24 protein-coding genes are annotated in these 21,842 nt (G+C 42.9%); 20 read left to right on the forward strand and 4 right to left on the reverse strand.

What is annotated here, in order from left to right:
- Positions 1–16: 16 nt before the first annotated feature.
- The 3 genes from IRJ18_RS02170 to IRJ18_RS02180 are packed head-to-tail and all read right to left on the reverse strand — an operon-like array spanning position 17 to position 2,182.
- Positions 17–1,273: an RNA polymerase sigma factor gene (locus IRJ18_RS02170; protein WP_194104558.1), complete on the reverse strand. Its 1,257-nt coding sequence runs from the start codon at positions 1,271–1,273 to the stop codon at positions 17–19.
- A gap of 47 nt (positions 1,274–1,320) precedes the next feature.
- Positions 1,321–1,671: a YciI family protein gene (locus tag IRJ18_RS02175; protein WP_194104559.1), complete on the reverse strand. Its 351-nt coding sequence runs from the start codon at positions 1,669–1,671 to the stop codon at positions 1,321–1,323.
- Between the two features lie 58 nt (positions 1,672–1,729).
- On the reverse strand, positions 1,730–2,182 hold the full coding sequence (locus tag IRJ18_RS02180; RefSeq protein WP_194104560.1) for a carboxymuconolactone decarboxylase family protein: 453 nt from the start codon (positions 2,180–2,182) through the stop codon (positions 1,730–1,732).
- Between the two features lie 170 nt (positions 2,183–2,352).
- Here IRJ18_RS02180 and IRJ18_RS02185 point away from each other — a divergent pair, with 170 nt between their 5' ends.
- A complete protein-coding gene (locus tag IRJ18_RS02185) occupies positions 2,353–2,694 on the forward strand; it encodes a hypothetical protein (RefSeq protein ID WP_194104561.1) in 342 nt (113 codons plus the stop codon).
- Between the two features lie 64 nt (positions 2,695–2,758).
- Positions 2,759–2,935, forward strand: coding sequence for a hypothetical protein (locus IRJ18_RS02190; RefSeq protein ID WP_194104562.1), 177 nt, complete (start codon positions 2,759–2,761; stop codon positions 2,933–2,935).
- A gap of 543 nt (positions 2,936–3,478) precedes the next feature.
- On the opposite strand, the gene metK is transcribed toward IRJ18_RS02190, so the two are convergent.
- On the reverse strand, positions 3,479–4,729 hold the full coding sequence (metK, locus tag IRJ18_RS02195) for a methionine adenosyltransferase (protein WP_194104563.1): 1,251 nt from the start codon (positions 4,727–4,729) through the stop codon (positions 3,479–3,481).
- 213 nt (positions 4,730–4,942) lie between these two features.
- Here metK and IRJ18_RS02200 point away from each other — a divergent pair, with 213 nt between their 5' ends.
- The 18 genes from IRJ18_RS02200 (at position 4,943) to IRJ18_RS02285 (ending at position 21,816) form a co-directional block, all read left to right on the forward strand.
- Positions 4,943–5,830: a diacylglycerol/lipid kinase family protein gene (locus IRJ18_RS02200; protein ID WP_194104564.1), complete on the forward strand. Its 888-nt coding sequence runs from the start codon at positions 4,943–4,945 to the stop codon at positions 5,828–5,830.
- Positions 5,831–5,833: 3 nt separating this feature from the next.
- Positions 5,834–6,175: a translation initiation factor gene (locus tag IRJ18_RS02205; RefSeq protein WP_194104565.1), complete on the forward strand. Its 342-nt coding sequence runs from the start codon at positions 5,834–5,836 to the stop codon at positions 6,173–6,175.
- 421 nt (positions 6,176–6,596) lie between these two features.
- Positions 6,597–8,201, forward strand: a complete 1,605-nt coding sequence (gene pckA / locus IRJ18_RS02210) for a phosphoenolpyruvate carboxykinase (ATP) (protein ID WP_194104566.1) — start codon at positions 6,597–6,599, stop codon at positions 8,199–8,201.
- A 273-nt stretch (positions 8,202–8,474) separates the two neighbouring features.
- Positions 8,475–9,308: a MotA/TolQ/ExbB proton channel family protein gene (locus tag IRJ18_RS02215; RefSeq protein WP_194104567.1), complete on the forward strand. Its 834-nt coding sequence runs from the start codon at positions 8,475–8,477 to the stop codon at positions 9,306–9,308.
- 91 nt (positions 9,309–9,399) lie between these two features.
- A complete protein-coding gene (locus IRJ18_RS02220; protein ID WP_194104568.1) occupies positions 9,400–10,014 on the forward strand; it encodes an ExbD/TolR family protein in 615 nt (204 codons plus the stop codon).
- 4 nt (positions 10,015–10,018) lie between these two features.
- Complete coding sequence (locus IRJ18_RS02225) at positions 10,019–10,561, forward strand: ExbD/TolR family protein (protein WP_194104569.1); 543 nt, start codon at positions 10,019–10,021, stop codon at positions 10,559–10,561.
- An 83-nt stretch (positions 10,562–10,644) separates the two neighbouring features.
- A complete protein-coding gene (locus tag IRJ18_RS02230) occupies positions 10,645–11,475 on the forward strand; it encodes an energy transducer TonB (protein WP_194104570.1) in 831 nt (276 codons plus the stop codon).
- A 241-nt stretch (positions 11,476–11,716) separates the two neighbouring features.
- A complete protein-coding gene (locus tag IRJ18_RS02235) occupies positions 11,717–12,634 on the forward strand; it encodes a PstS family phosphate ABC transporter substrate-binding protein (RefSeq protein WP_194104571.1) in 918 nt (305 codons plus the stop codon).
- A 29-nt stretch (positions 12,635–12,663) separates the two neighbouring features.
- Positions 12,664–14,367, forward strand: a complete 1,704-nt coding sequence (locus IRJ18_RS02240) for a tetratricopeptide repeat protein (protein ID WP_194104572.1) — start codon at positions 12,664–12,666, stop codon at positions 14,365–14,367.
- 88 nt (positions 14,368–14,455) lie between these two features.
- On the forward strand, positions 14,456–14,827 hold the full coding sequence (locus IRJ18_RS02245; protein ID WP_194104573.1) for an NADH-quinone oxidoreductase subunit A: 372 nt from the start codon (positions 14,456–14,458) through the stop codon (positions 14,825–14,827).
- Between the two features lie 115 nt (positions 14,828–14,942).
- Positions 14,943–15,485 carry an NADH-quinone oxidoreductase subunit B gene (locus IRJ18_RS02250; protein WP_173413312.1) on the forward strand — a complete coding sequence of 181 codons (543 nt, stop codon included), beginning with the start codon at positions 14,943–14,945 and terminating at the stop codon, positions 15,483–15,485.
- 2 nt (positions 15,486–15,487) lie between these two features.
- On the forward strand, positions 15,488–15,991 hold the full coding sequence (locus IRJ18_RS02255) for an NADH-quinone oxidoreductase subunit C (RefSeq protein WP_194104574.1): 504 nt from the start codon (positions 15,488–15,490) through the stop codon (positions 15,989–15,991).
- A 3-nt stretch (positions 15,992–15,994) separates the two neighbouring features.
- Positions 15,995–17,206, forward strand: coding sequence for an NADH-quinone oxidoreductase subunit D (locus IRJ18_RS02260; RefSeq protein ID WP_194104575.1), 1,212 nt, complete (start codon positions 15,995–15,997; stop codon positions 17,204–17,206).
- Positions 17,199–17,726, forward strand: coding sequence for an NADH-quinone oxidoreductase subunit NuoE family protein (locus tag IRJ18_RS02265; protein WP_194104576.1), 528 nt, complete (start codon positions 17,199–17,201; stop codon positions 17,724–17,726). The genes IRJ18_RS02260 and IRJ18_RS02265 overlap by 8 nt, the downstream gene beginning before the upstream one ends.
- Before the next feature lies 1 nt (position 17,727).
- Positions 17,728–19,092: an NADH-quinone oxidoreductase subunit NuoF gene (gene nuoF, locus IRJ18_RS02270; RefSeq protein ID WP_194104577.1), complete on the forward strand. Its 1,365-nt coding sequence runs from the start codon at positions 17,728–17,730 to the stop codon at positions 19,090–19,092.
- Positions 19,093–19,234: 142 nt separating this feature from the next.
- Positions 19,235–20,245: a 2Fe-2S iron-sulfur cluster-binding protein gene (locus tag IRJ18_RS02275; RefSeq protein ID WP_194104578.1), complete on the forward strand. Its 1,011-nt coding sequence runs from the start codon at positions 19,235–19,237 to the stop codon at positions 20,243–20,245.
- Entirely contained in the window at positions 20,245–21,309 is a 1,065-nt protein-coding gene (nuoH, locus tag IRJ18_RS02280) for an NADH-quinone oxidoreductase subunit NuoH (protein ID WP_194104579.1), read from the forward strand. The genes IRJ18_RS02275 and nuoH overlap by 1 nt, the downstream gene beginning before the upstream one ends.
- 9 nt (positions 21,310–21,318) lie before the next feature.
- On the forward strand, positions 21,319–21,816 hold the full coding sequence (locus IRJ18_RS02285) for a NuoI/complex I 23 kDa subunit family protein (protein ID WP_194104580.1): 498 nt from the start codon (positions 21,319–21,321) through the stop codon (positions 21,814–21,816).
- The last annotated feature ends 26 nt before the right edge of the window (positions 21,817–21,842 follow it).

The raw sequence follows: 21,842 nt of genomic DNA on the forward strand, positions 1-21,842 counted from the left end.
TTAACAACGGCCTAGTTTAAATATTGCCGTCAGAGGGTTTATCCAGACTTTTTATTTTATCACGTATCAATTGTTTTTCGGTTTGGGTTTTGGCTAAGGCATAAGCCCGTTCAAAATTGGCTACAGCCTGTTGGCGATCGGTATGAGTATAAAGTTCGCCCAGTAGTAAAAAGTAAAAGTGGTTGTTTTCCAGTTTTAGCTTTTCGGCTTCAATTATTGCCTGTTGCCAGCCATTGGCCTTGTATAGGGCAAAAGTGCGGTTAAGTGCCACCGCGGGCGAGTAATTGACAAGCAATAGCTTATTATATAGTTGCAGTATTTCTTCCCATTTCTCGGGTTTGCTTTCTTTCATACAATGCCAGGCAGCAATCCGCGCCTCTAAATGGTACGAGCTTATTTCCGCGCCCTGTGCCGATAGGTTTAAAAAGTGCCAGCCCTGGTTTATTAAAATCGCATCCCATAAATCAGGGTTTTGTTCATCATATAAAATAAAATTGGGGCTGTTGGTTTTCCGGGCATCAAAGCGCGAGGCATGGAAACACATCAGCGCCAGCAAAGCATTTGTTTTGGGCAGGTTGGTTTTTGAGTATTCGCTAAGCATTATGCCCAGGCGCAGGGCTTCCAGGCATAGGTCTTTCTGCAAGGTCTGGTTATTGGTTTTTGAATAATAACCCTCGCTAAACAGCAGGTATATAATGTGCAGCACACTATCCAGCCGGTTGTCTATTTCGCTTTCAGGCGGGAATTCCAGCTGCACATTTTCGGTGCGTAGTTTTTCCTTGGCCCTGAATAACCGTTTGTTAATGGTTTCCTTGTTGGATAAAAAAGCCTCGGCAATTTCATCAATCCCAAAACCGCAAAGTATACGCAGGGCCAGCCCAATTTGTGCTTCGCTGGCAATAAGAGGCGTGCACACAGCAAAAAGCATTTGCAGTTGACTGTCCTTGATGTTTTGGTAGGTGAAATCCAACTCGGCTGGTTCTTCGTATTCCTGTTGTTGCCGGCTTAACTGCGGCATTACCTTTTCGGTATAAATTTTATTCCGCCTGAAATGCTGAAGCGTTTTTTGTTTGGCCACGGTATATAGCCAGGCTGCAGGATTAAGTGGGATACCTTTATGTGCCCAGGTTTCTGTAGCCACCAAAAAGGTATCCGTTACAATATCTTCGGCAATTTCAATGTGCTGCAAGCCATAAAGTTTACTAATTACCGCTACCATTTTGGTAAACTCCTGCTTAAATAAATATTTTAATGCTGCCTGGTGCTGATCCATTATGCTAATTAACCCTGGCCGGTTTATTGGCCAGGGATATGAAATGTTTAATCTGCAAATGCCGTTCTTATTTCCACACTGCCACCTTCATCAAAAGTCGGGCAGCCATGGGCCATAGTAATGGCCTCTTCCATAGTATCAGCTTTAATTACAATAAACCCACCCAATATTTCCCTTATCTCTACAAAAGGGCCGTCGGTTACTATACCGCTGGCTTTTAATACATTGCCACCCGGTTTTAGATGAAGTCCATTGGCGGCTATTTTTCCCTGCGCAGCGATATTGCCTATCCAATCGTTCCATTTTTTGTTTATTTCCTTTTGCTTTTCCGGGCTGTGGTTTGAGGCCGGCTGGCGGAATAAAAAAACGAACTCGTTGTTATTGCTTGATTGATTCATGATCGTTATTATTAATTGAGGTGTGAATTTAAATAATCCAGTTAAACTATGCTGTTTATTACGACTTAAATTGCCCCGGCTGATAACTGCCACCCGGCGTTTGGAAGGTAATATTAATGCGGTTGTAGCTATTGATAGTAATAACAGCCACAGTCAGGTCTATTAACTCCTGTTCTGTAAATTCGGCGGCAGCGGTAGCGTAAACTTCATCACTAACATGAGTTTTGGTAACACCCTCGGCAAATGCTAATGCAGCCCGTTCACGATTTGTATATACGGTTCCCTCGCGCCAGGCATTCAGCATGTATAGGCGTTGTTCGGTTTCTCCGGCTGCACGCAGATCTTTCGAGTGCATGTCCAGGCAATATGAGCAGCCATTAATTTGTGATACCCTGAAATAAAGCAGGTGTAATAGTTTTTGTTCAACTGGTGATTTAGCCAGGTAAGCACCTAAACCATACATTGCTTTTAATGCATCTGGCCCTTTTTCAAAAAAATTAATTCGTTTCATTTGTGTTAATGTTAAATGCCTGCCAACCGGCAGACGGGTTATAAATTTGTTTATACCTCAATAATGATCGGGGTGATGCGAATTGGACACATCAGCAGAAAAATTTTATTGATGAGAGAATAACCTTTAACTGATTTGCTTTTTCAGTAATAATCAGGATATTTGATTTAATGAAATTTGTAGCGGTTTTATTAATTGGTTGTATGCTTTTCCTTTCCTCGTTCCCGGGGACTGTGAATGCCGTACCTGTTACCGCTAAAATGGATTGTTGTAAAAAAGCCGGCGGTACATCTGCATGCCATCATAACCCGGCAAAAAACCGGGAAAGCGGATGTGAAAAGCCCGGCTGTGCTATGTTGTTTTCATGCAGTATTTGCGGTTTTATCCCTGCATCGCAGTTAAGAGTGCAGCACAACTTTTCATTACTCCTTAAGCAGCCAGTTGCTTTTTATAAAATTGGTCATCTATCCGCTTATCATAAAGCCGACTGGAAACCACCGAAAGCCTGTTAAATAATTACCTGAACAACCTAAACCGGTTTAAATGAATAATTATTTAACTTTTAAAAGAATCAAAATGAAAAAGATAATGTTAAGCATGCTGGCGATAGCGTTCGCCGCAACTTCAGTAATGGCAAATGGTAATGCTCCTGTTAAAAAAGCAAAAGCAAAACAGGCAACTTGTACCAGTTGTCCAAAGGGACAAAAATGCACAAAGGAAAAATGTGCAGATCAGTCCAGTTGCTGTAAATAAGCAATTATAAGAAAGCCCCTTGCCGATTGGCGAGGGGCTTTTTAATTAAACCCAATTATCTCATCCCCTTAATCTGGATAAGTACCAAAGGGTGTAACATATCCGGTGTATTAACTGTCCAATAAAAGTTACAAATAAATTATAATAAATGCTGGTAATCAGCGTATCTTTATTATAAGATTATGAACACGTTCGAAGAATTCACCGTAATTATTGGCTTGCTGGCCATCGCCTTTGAGGGGATCGGCTATGTGAAAAGCTATATCCATAAATTGCTGCACTAATTATTCAGCAAAAAGCTAACCTATGATATTTGAAGCGCCCTTAACAAAGGCGCTTTTTGTTTGGAATAACTTTGAACCCTCCTTCAATCTAAAGTAAATCTCTTCTGAGCAGTAGCGAAGAATTTTCGATGTGCATTGTTCCTCTGCTATTTTGTGATCCTTCGCTGACGCTCAGGATGACGCGAGTATATAAAAAAAGCGTCCTGATCAAATCAAGACGCTTTTATCTTTCGGACTTTCGGTCTTCCCGACTTTCGGGCTATAAGCCAAAAGCAGTTTTTACTTTATCTACATAGTCCAGTTTCTCCCAGGTAAACAGTTCTACTTCTTTTTGTATAGAGCTGCCATCGGGCCTGGTGAATGTTTTGGTTACAGTTTGGCTTGGTTTACCAAAGTGGCCATAAGCTGCGGTTTCGCTGTATATTGGGTTACGTAGTTTAAAGCGGGTTTCAATAGCGTAAGGGGTCATATTGAAAATGCTTTCTACTTTTTTAGCTATCTCGCCATCATTTAAACCAACTTTACCGGTACCATAAGTGTTTACGTAAATACCCATAGGCTGGGCAACACCAATAGCATAGCTTACCTGTACCAATACCTCGTTGCAAACACCTGCAGCTACCAGGTTTTTAGCAATGTGGCGGGTAGCGTAAGCAGCAGAACGGTCAACCTTTGATGGGTCTTTACCGCTGAAAGCACCACCACCGTGTGCGCCTTTACCACCATAGGTATCTACGATGATTTTACGGCCGGTTAAGCCGGTATCGCCATGCGGGCCACCAATAACAAATTTACCGGTTGGGTTAATGTGATATTTAATCTGATCGTTAAAGAAGTGGGCATATTTAGGATATTTAGCTTTTACGCGCGGGATAAGGATATTGATCAAATCATCGCTGATCTTTTTCAACATAGCTTTCTCTTCATCAAAATCATCGTGCTGGGTTGAAATTACGATAGCATCAATACGGGTAGGCTGGTTGTTATCATCATATTCCAGCGTTACTTGCGATTTTGCGTCTGGGCGAAGGTATTTTATCTCCTTCATTTCGCGACGGATAACAGCCAACTCCAATAATAAAGCGTGGGCAATATCCAAAGCCAGGGGCATATAGTTGTCGGTTTCAACAGTAGCGTAACCAAACATCATACCCTGGTCGCCGGCACCTTGCTCTTCCTTGCTTTTGCGGTCGACACCCTGGTTAATATCCGGCGATTGCTCGTGAATAGCCGAAAGCACACCACAGCTGCTGCCATCAAACATGTATTCGCCTTTGGTATAACCAATTTTGTTGATCACATCACGGGCAATTTTTTGTACATCTAAATAAGCTTTTGATTTTACCTCGCCGGCTAAAATTACCTGGCCAGTAGTTACTAAAGTTTCGCAAGCTACTTTCGATTCGGCGTCGAAAGCTAAAAAGTTATCAATTAACGCGTCCGATATCTGGTCGGCAACTTTATCCGGGTGCCCTTCTGACACTGATTCTGATGTGAATAAATATGGCATAAGAATTATTTTTTAATTAAAATACAGGAAAGGGAAAGAGAAAATGGATTGCGCGCTTGCAAAAAAAGGAGCATTGGTTTTAGCACTTTTTTACGTGGTTGCAATCCAGCCTATATATAATAGGCGTCAAATCAGTCCACTTTCAAGCGCAAATGTAAAACAATTTTACAAAAGCCGAAAATAGGTTACTTTTGGTGCTGAAAAATTAATTGTTTGAAACTTAAAGTACTTTTTATTATTAATCCCATATCGGGCGGCAAAAATAAAGATGGGGTGCCGGCGCTGATAAAAAAGCACCTGGATGCTGCTAAGTTTGAATACCGTATAGATATTAGTACCGGTGTTTTGCATGCCCAACAATTGGCCCAAAAAAATATAAAGCAATACGATATTATTGTGGCGGTAGGCGGGGATGGGACAATAAACGAAGTAGCTTCGGTTATTGCAGGTACAGAGACAACATTGGGCATTATTCCTTATGGTTCAGGTAATGGCCTTTCGCGTTTCCTTGGTATTCCCATGGATCCGGAAGCAGCGATAAAAACCCTAAGCCAGGGGCTGGTGCAACATATTGATGCAGGTAAACTAAACGGCAAATGGTTTTTTAATATGGCCGGCCTGGGTTTTGATGCACATATCAGCGAGGTATTCAGCCATGATAAAAAGCGCGGGTTCGGTGCCTATATTAAATCCTCATTCAGGGAAATTACCAATTATAAATCCGAAACATACAGGCTTAATATTGATGGTGAAGATTATGTTAAAAAGGCTTTTATGCTCAGCTTTGCCAATTCATCGCAATACGGAAACAACGCGCACATATCGCCTTATGCTTCGGTACAGGATGGTTTGCTGGATGTTTGCATAGTGAAACCTTTCCCTTTATATAAATTTATAATGATGGGGATACGCATGTTCACCAAAACTACCCCCGGCTCAAAGTATGTCGAGATCATTAAAGGGAAGGAAATAATCATTAAGCGAGAGAAAGAAGGCGCTATACACCTGGATGGCGAACCGCAAATAATGGGCGCGGATATTAAGGTAGAGATCGTTCCCGCGTCATTAAAAATAATTACAGGACAAACTTATAAAGCATAAGCCATGTCGAAAAAAAATAAAAACTTTACCGGGGTAGTATACTCAACCGATCCGGGATTTGAGTATAAAGAAGAAACGCAAGCGTCATCAGGCACGCTGCCACCCCAACAGCAAAACCTGCGCATCTTCCTCGACCGCAAGGGCGGCGGTAAAATGGTGACTGCCATTGCCGGCTTTGTTGGCACCGATGCCGATATGGAGGCCCTGGGAAAAAAACTGAAAAGCAAATGCGGGGTAGGTGGCTCGGTAAAAGATTTTGAGATACTGATACAAGGCGACCACCGAGATAAGGTACTGGCCATCCTAACGGCCGATGGGTATAAGGCTAAAAAAGCTGGAGGGTAGAGGAATACTTTCCCTCTTGAGGGGGATAGGGATATGTCCTTTCTGTGAAATATTTATGCTTATTCTATTCTATTTTCGGCGTTGCCTTCGGCCCGCGCTTTCCGCTCATACTGCACAGGCCTTAGGCGCAAGGCTGGTATCCGCTACAATCGTTAACGCATAACAGAAATAATAGGAGATGCGTAATCAAATCAACACATCCTTATTTTTATTCTATACATAGCATTAATACGATCTAATTAAATGCTAATATTATCTTGTTTTTCAAAAATACTTAGTGTATCGACATTATATATTAAATATCTAATAATCAATAATTTATTATAGTGTAAAAACTACGTACTTGAAATTTTTGTTGCTGTTTCATTAGATAATTGGCATTTGTATTGCTATGTTTGCATAGTAATTATAAACCAATTTAATGAAGAGAATGTCGACCCAACTACCCGACTTAGGTTACTTGAACCTGGGTCGGGCTAAGAAAATATTTTACCAATTTTCGCCTGCCCAACTGGTGGAAGCCGCTTTAAAACGCCATGAGGGCACCCTGGCTGATACCGGCGCTTTAGCCATAGATACCGGCAAATTCACTGGCCGCTCGCCTAAAGACCGCTTTATTGTTGAGGACGATATTACCCGTAACACGGTTTGGTGGGGCGATGTCAATATTAAATTCGGCGCTGCAAAGTTTGACGCTTTATTTCAAAAAATGACTGCTTACCTAAGCAGTAAAGAAATATTTGTGCGCGATGCCTGTGCCTGCTCTAACGAGAAATATCATTTAGATATCCGCGTAATTACCGAAACGGCCTATCAAAACCTGTTTGTGCACCATCTGTTTATCCGTCCTGAGCTGATAGACGCCAAATCGCGGCCAGAGTGGACAATTATAGCAGCCCCCGGTTTTATGGCCGACCCTGCAGTTGATGGCACCCGCCAGGAAAACTTCTCTATCATTAACTTTAGTAAAAAAATGATATTGGTTGGTGGTTCCGGTTATACCGGCGAGATAAAGAAAGGTATCTTCTCAGTACTGAACTTTATACTACCGCATGATAAAAAGGTATTATCTATGCATTGCTCGGCCAATGTGGGGGCTAAAGGCGATACGGCTATTTTCTTCGGCCTTTCCGGTACCGGCAAAACTACCCTCAGTGCCGACCCGGAACGTAACCTGATAGGCGACGACGAACATGGCTGGAGCGATTATACCATATTTAACTTCGAAGGAGGCTGCTATGCTAAATGCGTAAACCTAACTGCCGAAAGCGAACCACAGATATTTAATGCCATTAAGTTTGGGTCACTGCTGGAGAATATTAACTTTTATAAAGGCACCAGCCGCGTAAATTTTGCAGATGTAGAGAAAACAGAAAATACCCGCGTATCGTACCCACTGAACTATATCAGTAACGCAGTGGTCCCTTCTATTGGGGCATCGCCAAAGAACATTTTCTTTTTAACCGCAGATGCATTTGGCATACTGCCACCCATATCAAAACTAACGCCTGAACAGGCTATGTACTATTTTATATCAGGCTATACCGCTAAGGTAGCGGGGACAGAACATGGTGTAGTACATCCTGAAGCTACTTTTTCGGCCTGCTTTGGTAAAGCCTTTTTACCGCTGCATCCTATAACTTATGCCCGTTTGCTTGGTCACAAGATAAAGGAACATAATGTAAACGTGTGGCTGGTAAACACCGGGTGGACAGGAGGTGCCTTTGGTACTGGTAAGCGCATGCGCCTAAAATACACTCGCGCTATGATAACTGCTGCGTTAAACGGTCATTTAGAGCATGTGCATTATGAGCAGCACCATGTATTTAATGTAAGCATACCTTTAACGTGCCCAAATGTCCCTGATCATATCCTGAACCCGCGTAAAACCTGGATCAATCCCGATGAATATGACGAGCGGGCAAATGATCTTGCCAACCTGTTTGTAAAAAACTTTGAACAGTATGCCAAATACAGCACAGTTGAGATACTAAACGCCGGTCCCGCAGTAACTATATCAGTTTAGTTACATATAAAATTAAGGCATACGCTTGCTAATTTTAAAAAATTTAGTTTTTATTGTAAAAAATTGTCTGTAGCAAGGCAATTTTTTTGTTTAAAGTCGTTTATAAAGCCGTATCATTACGCCTTATAAACCGGCGCATTAAAAAATTATTAATAATAGCGGATTTCGTTTTTTTATATTAATAAAATTATAAATTTGTTATTCGCTCTTAAAAAGCACATTTAATTAACTAATAACATATAAACAAAAACTAAAAACTAAATTTTAAAAGTAATGGCAAACGCACCAAAACCAACTACACCTGTTAAGAAAGAAGGCGGCTCAGGTTCAAGCATTTTCGCTACCCTGGTAATTCCTATCTGTTTCGTTATCGCTATCCTTGTATTCCTGTACGTTTTGGGAGATCCTAGTCACTACAAAGGCGGTGATGTTGAGCACGGCGAACCATCTGATTACTTTGGTACTGTACACCGCGGTGGACCGATTGTACCGGTGCTGATGACCATGTTCATGATGCTTATCGTATTCTCTATCGAGCGTTTTGTTGTTATCGGCAAAGCTTCAGGTAGCAGCAGCGTTGATTCTTTCGTTCACAAGATCCAGGTTTTCCTGAACCAAGGTAACATTGATGCCGCCTCTGCCGAGTGCGACAAGCAAAAAGGCTCTGTAGCCAACGTTATCAAATCAGGCCTGAAAAAATACAGGGAAATGGAAGTTGAGCCAAATCTTGACGTTGACCAGAAAACGTTAGCTATCCAAAAAGATATTGAAGAAGCTACTGCACTGGAAATGCCAATGTTAGAGCAAAACTTAACCATTATCGCTACCCTGGTATCAATTGGTACATTATTGGGTCTGTTAGGTACAGTAACCGGTATGATCCGTGCGTTCCAGGCATTGGGTGCTTCAGGTGCCCCAAGCCAATCGGCATTAGCGGTAGGTATCTCTGAAGCATTGATCAACACTGCTTTGGGTATCAGTACTTCAGCTTTATCAATTATCATGTACAACATCTTTACATCTAAAATTGATAAGTTGACTTACGCTATCGACGAAACAGGCTTCAGCATTGTACAAACATTTGCTGCGTCTCACAAAAACAAATAAAATTTAGTGCATAAGTAATACCCGGCTGGTATTTAACCGGCCGGGTATTATATCACCATTTCACTAATTTTTTATTTAATCAAACGAAACTATGCCAAGAGTAAAGATTCCAAGAAAGAGTACAGCGATTGACATGACGGCTATGTGCGACGTTGCCTTCCTGTTGCTTACTTTCTTTATATTAACAGCAAAACCCCGTACAGATGATCCTGTACCGGTGGATATTCCGGCATCAACCATGAAGATTCAATTACCCGAATCGGATGTTGCTACCTTAACCGTTGGCCAAAAGAAAGTATTTTTTGGCGTGGAAGGTTTCGAGATCCGTAAGGAAGTGTTGAAACAAATGAGCGCTAAGTACAATGTTCCCTTTACCGATCAGCAGATCGTTAAGTTTTCGGCGCTGCCTACATTTGGCGTACCAATCCGTCAATTACCGGGATTTTTGGACCTTGATGCCGATCAGAAAAAGATATTCAAACAACCAGGCATCCCAACCGATACCACTGCAACTTGCGAATTGTATGATTGGGTACGCACATCGCGTGTAGTTACCGCCAGCCTTGATAACAAGGATATGCGGGTTGCTATAAAAGGCGACAGTAAGGAAGAGTATCCAACTATTGCAATGATCATAAAAGTGTTGCAGAAACAAAAAGTGAACAAATTTGCTTTAATAACAAGTGTAAAATCCGCAGTAAAGTAAAAACATGGCAGAATTAGATACCTCCGGCGGGGGTGGGAAAAAAGGCGGGAAAGTAAGAAGTAAAAAAGCGTCTACACGCGTGGATTTAACCGCGATGGTGGATTTGGCTTTCTTGCTGGTAACTTTCTTTATGCTAACTACCACCCTAAATAAACCCAAGGCTATGGACTTGGTAATGCCTGATAAAGACGAAAAAGTAAAAGATCAGAAACCGGTGCCTGAAAGCCGTACAATGACAATTTTGTTGGGTAAAGACAATAAAATTGAATGGTACCTAGGCTTACCCGGAAAACCACTTGCGCCACCTACAACTGATAACTTTGGTAAGGAAGGCATTCGCAAGGCGTTAATGGAAAATCAGAAAAAAATATCTGAGGCGTCTGGCGGTAAACCAATGATCGTACTGGTAAAGCCAAGCGACCATTCGGTTTATAAAAACATGGTGGATATTATGGATGAGCTGAATATCGCTAAAATCGATATCAGGGCAATCGTTGATATTTTACCTGCCGAAGTCGAACTTTTAAAGCGCGACGGCAACTACTAATAAAACTAAAAATTTAGTTGTTTATTTGGATAATAAACTATAACTTTAGTCGTTCAATAATTAAACATTAAAAATATTATACAATGTCCTTTTTAAGCTCAAAATTAGATATCTTAAAACCTGAGTGGCTTGACATTGTTTTTAATGGCAGGAACAAAAGTTACGGTGCATACGAACTAAGAAAACAGAATCCGAAAAGTACTGTAAAGGCACTTATATTTACTGTTCTGTTGTTTGTGTTTGCTGTATCATTGCCAACCATCATAAACAAGATCAAAGGGTTTATCCCGAAAGCCCCGGAAAAAGTAAAAATTGTTGAGGTGAACTTAAAACCACCTCCACCAATTGATAATACAAAAAAACCACCTCCGCCACCTCCGGAACCACCAAAACCGAAGGTTGACCAGGTACGTTTCCCGCCTCCGGTAGTGAAACCTGATAACGAAGTAAAGGAAAAAGATCCACCAACTCAGGAAGAGCTGAAAGTAGCGGATCCGGGCCCGAAAGATCAGAAAGGTGACCCTAATGCGGCTATCCGTATTGATGAGCCGGTTGGTAACTCTGATACCAAAGCGGTAACAGAAGAAAGCAACGAGATTTTTACCGCAGTTGAGGAGCAAGCCTCTTTTCCAGGCGGTTTGGGAAAATTTGGTGATTACTTAGGTAAAAATATCCGTTACCCGGCTGTTGCTCGTGAAAACAACGTGCAAGGTAAAGTATTCCTTACCTTTGTTGTTGAACGCGACGGTAGTTTAACTGATATTAAAGTGTTACGTGGTATTGGCAGCGGTTGCGATGAAGAAGCAATACGTGTTATCAAGGCTTCACCGAAATGGAAGCCAGGTATGCAAAACGGTCGTGCCGTTCGTTCTCAATTTACAGTACCTATCAGCTTCACTTTACAGGAACAATAGGATACATTAATGTCATATTTTTATAAACGTAAGCAAAAATCGCCCTCAAGGCGGTTTTTGCTTATTTTAGGAATCGCCCTGTTTATATGCATTACTGCATTTGGGCTAATGATACTGTTTTGGGATAAATTGGCTATAGCCATGCAATTAACCCCACAGTTACGGATAGGGTTCGGTGTATTGTGTATTATATATGGTATACTACGCAGCTCACGGATCATATTTAGGAAAGAAGATAATAATGAGCGCTAAAAAGAGTTTTTTATTTGTTGGGTGCGGGTTAGCGCTTGTCGCAGGTTTATATGCCTGCAAACCCAAGAAGGGAAAGGTTAATGCCGATACCTTTATGGCGGGCAAAGCCGACTTTCTGATAGATGAATCGTGCTCACCCATAGTTGATGAAGAGGCTTATGTTTTTACCGCATCATACGATAAAGCCAAACCTCACCTCATTTACAAAACCGAAAATGATCTGCTTAATTTGCTGTTAAACGATAGCCTTAACTTCGCTATCATGACACGCGACCTTAAGCCAGCCGAAGCCAAAGCGATGGCTGATCGCGGTTTACCCGCCGAAGTGAATAAGTTTGCTACCGACGCGGTAACATTAATTGTGAACAATACATCTGCCGATACAACGATAACTGTATCGCAGATTAAAGATATGCTGAACGGGGAAATAAAAACAGATAAAAACATCGTTTTTGATAACCCAAATTCAAGTTTGGTACGGTATTTAAAGGATTTAACCGGTATTAAAGACCTGACCAGCAAAAATATATATGCGTTAAAATCTAATAAAGAGGTTATACGTTATGTAAGCCAGCACCCGCAATCTATAGGGATAACTGGATTTGCCTGGCTAAACGATCCCGATAAGGATTACGCAGATGCCGTTAGTAAAGTGAAGATTGTTGGTGTGAAGGATGATCGCCGCAAAGATGACATTGGCTTTACTAAACCATCACAGGAAACCTTTGCTCTAAAACAATATCCGCTTGCACGCAATTTGTATATTATCAATTGCTCGGGCAGGCAGGGTTTAGGATCGGGGTTTGCTTCCTTTATATTGAGTGACAGGGGGCAAAGGATCATATTGAAATCGGGCTTATTGCCTGAGATTATGCCCGGTAGGGAAGTTAACATTGTACAACAGTAAACAACAAACTAAAACTATAAATTAGAGCCATGAAAATGATTAAAAGAGTAGCGATGTCGATTACGGCACTGGTATTTATAGGTTCGTCAGTTTTTGCGCAAAGTCTAGCCGACGCCAAAAAAGCTATTGACGCCGAACAATATCAGAAAGCTAAAACAATGCTTAAAAACCTGACTGTAACACAACCAACCAATGATGAAAACTTTTTTTATCTGGGTTGGGTATATATAAAGCAGGATTACACAGATTCTGCAAAAACTGCTTTTAATAAAGGCATTGCAGCAAATCCCAAATCAGCTTTAAATTATGCTGGCTTAGGTGCGGTTGCCCGTTTAGAAAAAGACAAAGCAGGTGCAACATCAAACTTTAACCAGGCTTTAATACTGGCAGGTAAGGATACTAAACCATATCGGTATGTAGGCGAGAGTTATTTATTACCAGTTCCGCCGGCAACAGTTGTAACCCAGGCCGATGCTGATGCCGCTATTGCAGTATTGGAAAAAGGTAAAGTTGTTAACCCAAAAGTTAAAGACGCCGAACTAATGGTAGCCCTGGGTGATGCATATATTTCACAACTGAAAAGTAACGATGCATATAGAAACTATTCAGATGCATTGGGTGCTGATCCAAAATCGCTGACTGCACACGTAAAAGAAGGTGTGCTTTGGAGATTAGCGAATAACTGGGAATCGGCCGCGAACGAGTTTAAAGCTGCTTTGGCTATAGACCCTAACTTTGGCCCGGCTTACCGCGAATGGGCTGAAACCGATCTGCGTCAGTCTAAAAACGATATGAAAGTAGCTTCAGAAAAAGTAAAAGAAGCTGTTGAACACTACCGCAAATATTTAAGCCTGACAGATATGTCGCTTGAATCACAATTGCGTTATGCCGACTTCCTTTATAATGCCGGCGATTTTAAAACTTTACAGGAAACAACAGCCGCGTTATCTAAATATGCCAACACCAATCTGCGTGTTTACCGTTATTTGGCCTATTCAGCTTTGGAGAATAAGGATTATGCAGCAGGTTTATCTGCAATAAACAAATGGTTAAGCCAGGCAGGGCCTAATCGTATTTATCCTACAGATTACCTGGTATTGGGCCGTTTGCAATTAGCTTCAGGAGATTCAACCGGTATTGCTAACCTGCGCAAAGCGTATTCATTAGATACTACAAAAGCCGATGTGTTTTTAGAGATTGCAAAAAGCGATTATGCTAAAAAGAAGTATTTAGCTGCAGCTAACGATTACCAGGAGTATTTCGACAAATCGCATAAAGGCGGGGTATTAGATCACTTTTACCAAGCCAACGGTTATTATTATGGCTTCCTATATCCTGCGCCCGGTACTAAACCAGACAGCACCCTATTAACTAAAGCAGACTCTGGTTATAGCTACGTGAACCAAAAATTAGGCAAACCAAATGCTTCAGCCGTGCAGTACCGGGCTTACATTGCCGACTTAAGGGATGCGGACCGTAATAATATTAAAGGTTTAGCAAAACCATATTACGAACAATATATCGCCTTAGTAACAGCTAAACCAACTTTAACTACAGCTGATAAAGCTGATTTAGCTGCTGCTTATGTGTACTTAGCGCGTATTTATGAATATAAAGATAAAGATGAGGCTAAAACATTGGAAGCCTATACTAAAGCTAAAGAGTACGACCCTACAAATGCTGCGGTTGTGGCCTACTTCAGCCGCAAGCCGGGAGCTAAATCGGCTAAATAAGGTATAAATTTCAATATCATACAGAAAGCTCTCCGGTACTATGCTGGAGAGCTTTTTTTATAAGCGGTACATTACTATATTTGCGCCCATGGAAGCACAAAGTTCGGCAATTAATTATTTGCCTATTGTTATACAAATGCTGGTAGCGGTTGGCTTTGCCGTAGGTACCATGTTTGCCACACACTATCTTGGTCCTAAAAGAAAGACTAAAGATAAACTTACCCCGTTTGAATCGGGTGTAGAGGTGGTAGGTAACGCGCGTACACCAATATCTATCAAATATTTTTTGGTAGCTATATTATTTGTGCTGTTTGATGTGGAAGTAATATTTATGTATCCATGGGCTGTAAACTTTAGGGAAATGGGTGTAGAAGGGTTGGTAGAGATGTTTATTTTTATGGCTACACTACTGCTGGGCTTCATTTATATCCTGAAAAAGAAGGCCCTGGATTGGGATTAATTAGATTGATTCTAAATATGTTCCCCTTATCATAGTGTACTTTTAACAACGTTTAATTATTGTAAATTTGCCCGTCAGTTTTTTTGCTGGCAGGCTTTACTTATTTGTTTAAGTGATGAGTGATATTCAAATTGTTAACGCGCCTGCGGGTGTTGAAGGTCAGGGCTTTTTTGCTACTAAGCTTGATGAAGCCGTGGGTTTAGCGCGTTCATATTCATTATGGCCATTGCCATTTGCTACCTCATGCTGTGGTATCGAGTTTATGGCAACCATGGCATCGCACTATGACCTTTCCCGTTTCGGTGCCGAGCGTTTAAGCTTTTCGCCGCGCCAGGCCGATTTGTTGATGGTAATGGGCACTATATCAAAAAAAATGGGCCCGGTTTTACGCCAGGTTTATCTGCAAATGGCCGAACCACGTTGGGTAATGGCTGTGGGTGCCTGTGCATCAAGCGGTGGTATATTCGATACTTATTCTGTTTTACAAGGCATAGATGAGGTGATCCCGGTTGATGTTTATGTACCCGGCTGTCCGCCACGCCCCGAAGCTATTATTGATGGCTTTATGCAAATACAAAAACTGGTGCAAACAGAAGAGCGCCGCCGCCGCGATACACCGGAATATCAAAAACTATTAGCATCATACGGGATCCAATAATAATGAGCACTATAACTAACGAAGAAATTATTGGGCTGATTGCCGCTAAATTTGGTGATACCGTACTAACTGAAGGCGAACCCTATGGTTTACTGACCATACAAACCGGCCGCGAGCAGATCATCGACCTGTTGACCTTTTTGAAAGAAGACGCCACGCTTAAGTTTGGCTTTTTGACTGATATCACCGCTATACACTACCCTGAACTGGAAAAACAAACCGGGGTGATCTATCATCTGCATAGTCTGCAAAACAATATCCGCATCAGGATAAAAGTATTTTTGGCAGATGGCGATGTACATATACCTACCGCCACCGTTTTATGGGATGGCGCTAACTGGATGGAACGTGAGACTTACGACTTTTTTGGAGTAGACTTTACTGGCCATCCCGATTTAAGAAGAATATTAAATGTTGACGACATGACGGTTTTCCCGATGCGCAGAGAATATCCGCTGGAAGACCCTAACCGTGTTGATAAAAAAGATTACTTTTTCGGAAGATAAGAAATGGATAACCATCCTGTATTAACAGATAACGATCCGCAAAGCGAACTATCTACCCTTAATTTAGGGCCTACGCACCCGGCTACGCACGGCGTTTTTCAAAACGTATTGCAACTGGATGGCGAGCGTATTGTAAGCGGCGTATCCACCATAGGGTATATACACCGGGCATTTGAAAAAATTGCCGAACACCGCCCGTTTTACCAAATTACCCCGCTAACGGACAGGTTGAACTACTGCTCGTCGCCAATCAACAACATGGGCTGGCATATGACGGTAGAAAAACTGCTGAACATACAATTGCCAAAGCGTGTAGAATACCTGCGCATTATTGTAATGGAGCTGGCGCGTATTGCCGACCATATTGTATGTAACGGTGTATTGGGTGTTGATACCGGCGCTTTCACAGGTTTCCTTTACATGATGGAATTCCGTGAGCACATTTACGAAATATATGAGGAAATTTGCGGATCGCGCTTAACTACTAACGTAGGCCGTATAGGCGGATTCGAGCGCAATTTCAACGATATATTTTTCCGCAAGGTGCGTAAGTTCCTGGAAGATTTTCCTAAAGGTTTAGCCGAGTTTGAAAATTTGTTCAACCGTAACCGCATATTTATTGATCGTACTAAAGGTGTGGCTGCCGTTACCCCCGAAGCGGCTTTAAACTATAGCTGGACTGGTCCTTTATTGCGTGCCGCAGGTGTAGATTATGACGTGAGGGCCATGAACCCTTATTCATCGTATCAGGATTTGGATTTTGAAGTACCCGTAGGTACCAGTGGCGATGTTTATGATCGTTTTTTGGTACGTAACGAAGAAATGAAGCAGAGTATGCGCATGATAGATCAGTGCTTGAAGCTGATCGAGAAGGAAAACCCAACTATCTTCCACGCCGATGTCCCTGCTTATTACCTGCCTCCGAAAGAAGAAGTTTATAATAATATGGAAGCCTTGATCTACCACTTCAAAATAGTGATGGGCGAGGTAGAAACCCCTGTTGGCGAAGTTTACCATTCGGTTGAAGGCGCTAACGGCGAATTAGGTTTTTATTTGGTTAACGATGGCGGCCGTTCGCCATACCGTTTGCATTTTCGCAGGCCAAGTTTCATTAATTACCAGATGTACGCGCCAATGAGCCGCGGCATGCTGTTATCTGATGCGATTATTAACATGAGTAGTTTAAACATTATAGCCGGAGAGTTAGATGCTTAGAGTTGAAGATACTGAACAAACGCCTGTTAACTTTAGCACTGAGTTAATTGCCCAGTTTGCTGATATCGTAAGCAGGTATCCGGAAGGCCGTCAAAAATCGGGCTTATTGCCTATACTGCACCTGGTACAGGCTGAATACGGCTGGTTAAGCGTACCTGCCATGGATAAAGTAGCCGAATACCTTAACATTTTACCAATTGAGGTTTACGAGGTAGCTACTTTTTATACTATGTACTTTATGCGCCCGCAAGGCAAATATGTACTTGAAGTTTGCCGCACCGGCCCTTGCGAAATTGTTGGCGCCGGCAAAATAATGGATTACATTGAAAATAAACTGGGCGTTAAAGAAGGTGAAATTACCCCCGACGGTTTATTTAGCTGGCGCGGTGTAGAATGCCTTGCTGCCTGTGGCTTTGGCCCGGTGCTGCAAATTGGCCCTGAATATACTTTTTACGAAAACCTGACCCCCGAATCGGTTGATAAACTGATTGGTGATCTGAAAGCTAAAGCGAGCAACTAAGATGGGACGCAAATTATTATTAGAACATATTAACGTACCCGGCATTAATACTTTTGATGTTTACCGTCAAAAAGGTGGTTACCGCTCGGTAGAAAAAGCCCTGAAAACTTTGACACCTGAAGAAGTGGTGGAAGAAGTGAAAAAATCAGGCTTGCGTGGCCGTGGTGGCGCGGGTTTCCCAACCGGTATGAAATGGGGTTTCCTGGCTAAACCGGAAGGTGTACCACGTTACCTGGTTTGCAACGCCGATGAATCTGAACCCGGCACTTTTAAAGACCGCTACCTGATGACCTACATCCCTCACCTGTTAATTGAGGGGATGATAGTAGGCAGTTTTGCCCTGGGTGCAAAAACATCATATATATACGTTCGTGGCGAAATGATGCCGCAGATCCGCATTTTGGAAAAAGCTATCGCCGAAGCCAAAGCAGCCGGATTTTTGGGCAAAAATATATTAGGCACCGGTTACGACCTGGAACTGTACGTACAGCCCGGTGGGGGCGCCTACATTTGCGGCGAAGAAACCGCCCTGCTGGAATCACTGGAAGGCAAGCGTGGCAACCCGCGTATTAAACCGCCATTCCCGGCTATTGCGGGTTTGTATGGCTGCCCTACTGTGGTAAACAACGTAGAATCAATTGCTGCTGTGGTGCCTATTATAAACGATGGAGCTGAAGAATATGCTAAAATAGGCATTGGCAGAAGTACAGGTACTAAGCTGATATCTGCTGGCGGGAATGTACGCAAGCCGGGTGTTTACGAAATTGATTTAGGCCTGCCTGTAGAAGAATTTTTATATAGCGACGAATATTGCGGCGGTATAGCTAACGGCAAACGCCTGAAGGCGGTAGTAGCCGGTGGTTCATCGGTACCAATCCTTCCCGCTAACCTGTTTATGAAAACAGCTAACGGCGAAGCCCGCCTGATGAGCTATGAAAGTTTAGCCGATGGTGGCTTTGTTAGCGGTACTATGATGGGTTCGGGTGGTTTTATCGCTTACGACGAAGACCAGTGTATTGTACGCAACACCTGGAACTTCACCCGCTTTTATCACCATGAAAGCTGTGGCCAATGCTCGCCTTGCCGCGAGGGTACCGGCTGGATGGAGAAAGTTTTGCACCGCCTGGAATATGGTCATGGCAAAATGAGCGATATGGATTTGCTGGTCGATGTATCTAAAAAGATAGAAGGGAATACCATTTGTCCGCTGGGCGACGCGGCTGCATGGCCGGTAGCCAGTGCTATCCGCCATTTCAGGGATGAATTTGAATGGCATGTGAGCCATGCTCATGAAGCAACGACACATAATTTTGGCTTAGCTCATTACGCGGATCCGTTGCCGAAGCCTGAAGAGAAGGTAGCGTAAGGCTGAAGCCGGTTTGTTATTGCGAGGAACGAAGCAATCGCGAACTATACAAGGCCACTATGCTTGTGTGCGATTGCCACGCTACGCTCGCAATGACATGGTGAAAATATAAAGAGAGAAAAAGAATTTTGACGAACATAAAATGTCAGATAAACATAAAGTTACTATAGACGGGATAGCCATTGAAGTAGAGCCCGGGACAAGCATTCTGAACGCCGCGAGGCTGATTGGGGGCGATATTGTTCCGCCTGCTATGTGCTATTACTCTAAACTGGAAGGCAGCGGCGGTAAATGCCGTACTTGTTTGGTGCAGGTAAGCAAAGGTTCAGAAAAAGACCCGCGCCCGATGCCTAAGCTGGTAGCATCGTGCCGAACCACGGTGATGGACGGTATGGAAGTGAAAAATATCACATCGCCCGAAGTTATTGAAGCGCGTAAGGGCGTAGTGGAAATGCTGTTAATTAACCACCCGCTGGATTGCCCGATTTGCGACCAGGCTGGTGAGTGCGACCTGCAAAACTTAGGTTATGAACACGGCGCGGCTAAAACCCGTTACGAATTTGACCGCCGTACATTTGAAAAAATTGACATTGGCGATAAGATACAGCTGCATATGACACGTTGCATCCTGTGCTACCGTTGTGTTTTCACGGCCGATCAGATCACCAATACCCGCCTGCACGGTATATTAAACCGTGGCGACCACTCTGAAATATCTACCTACATCAGCAAAGCGGTTGATAACGATTTCTCAGGAAACGTAATTGATGTTTGCCCGGTAGGTGCGTTAACCGACAGGACTTTCCGCTTTAAAAACCGGGTTTGGTTTACTAAACCTGTAGAGGCCCACCGCGATTGCGATCACGAAAAATGTAACGGTAAAGTAACCCTGTGGTATAAAGGCGAAGAGGTGCTACGTGTTACCGCCCGCAAAGATGAATATGGCGAGGTTGAGGAATTTATATGCAATACCTGCCGCTTTGATAAAAAGAAAACCAGCGATTGGGTAATTGAAGGCCCGCGTAAGGTATCGCACAAATCGGTGATCAGCGCAAACCATTATGATACGCTGAAACCACTGCCGGTAGTAAAAACCAACCCGCTGCTGCAGGGAGCTAACAAGGAACAATTTGAACGAGACACACGCTTATAATGGAATTAGCACAAATAGGAATTAAGGCAGGGTTAGTAGTTATTATTTTCGCCATTAGTTTGGTAATGGCCATGTACAGCACCTATGCCGAGCGTAAAGTTGCCGCGTTTTTGCAGGATAGGGTAGGCCCTAACCGCGCCGGTAAATGGGGTATTTTACAACCCCTGGCCGATGGTGGCAAGATGTTTATGAAAGAAGAGATCATCCCCACAAGGGCAAGTGGCCTGCTGTTTATAGTTGGCCCAGCGCTGGCTATCATGACGGCCTGTATAGGCTCGGCGGTGATACCTTGGGGACAAAAAATTGTAGCGGGTAATACTATTATCGATTTGCAGGTGACCGACATCAATGTAGGTATCCTGTACATTTTTGGTGTAGTATCGCTGGGAGTGTATGGTATTATGATAGGTGGCTGGGCATCAAACAATAAATATTCACTGTTAGGGGCTATCCGCGCGGCATCGCAAAATATCAGCTACGAAATTTCAATGGGCTTATCTATCATCGCTTTGCTGATGGTAACTGGCACTTTAAGCCTTAAAGAAATTGCCGAACAGCAGCACAGCTGGCATTGGAATGTGCTTTATCAGCCGCTCGGTTTCCTGTTGTTTTTAGTATGCGCTTTCGCGGAGACCAATCGTTCACCGTTTGATTTACCTGAGTGCGAAACCGAACTGGTAGGTGGTTATCATACCGAATATTCATCAATGAAACTCGGCTTCTACCTGTTTGCTGAATACATCAACATGTTCATTTCATCTGCAGTGATGGCTACTTTATACTTTGGGGGTTACAATTATCCTGGTATGAGCTGGATGGCCGGGCACATGGCTGTGTGGATGCCTCATGCTGCCCCTGTTATCGTCCCGCTAATTGGCACTGCTGTATTGTTTGCTAAAATTGTCCTGTTCATTTTCTTCTTTATGTGGGTACGCTGGACCATCCCGCGTTTCCGTTACGACCAGTTGATGGACCTTGGCTGGAAAATATTAATACCGCTGGCTATCACCAACATTGTACTTACCGGTGCCTGGATCACTGTTCACGATAAATTTTTTAAGTAAGAAATTGAGATGGAACCACTAAGTAATAAACGGAAAGTTTTAGATTTTAAGCCATTGACGCTGGCCGAGCGTTCGTACCTGCCGGCTATTGCCAAAGGTATGGCTATCACCATAAAGCACTTTTTCAAAAAGCCGGTAACTATTAGTTATCCCGAGCAAAAACGTGAGTTCTCTGAAAACTTCAGGGGCATGCACTCGCTTAAGCGCGATGAGAACGGTGCCGAGCGTTGTACAGCTTGCGGTTTGTGCGCCTTATCATGCCCGGCTGAAGCTATTACCATGACAGCCGCCGAACGCCAGAAAGGTGAGGAGCATTTATATCGCGAAGAAAAATACGCTGCCGTATACGAAATAAATATGCTGCGCTGCATTTTTTGCGGCCTGTGCGAGGAGGCTTGCCCCAAAGAAGCGATTTATCTTGATGGCGATATTGTACCATCGGATATGCTGCGGAAAGACTTTATTTACGGTAAAGACAAATTAGTAGAGGCACCCTTAAATCAATAGAGAAGTTTTATACCTTTGCCCCGCTA

Source organism: Mucilaginibacter boryungensis (assembly GCF_015221995.1).
Classification (GTDB): Bacteria; Bacteroidota; Bacteroidia; order Sphingobacteriales; family Sphingobacteriaceae; genus Mucilaginibacter; species Mucilaginibacter boryungensis.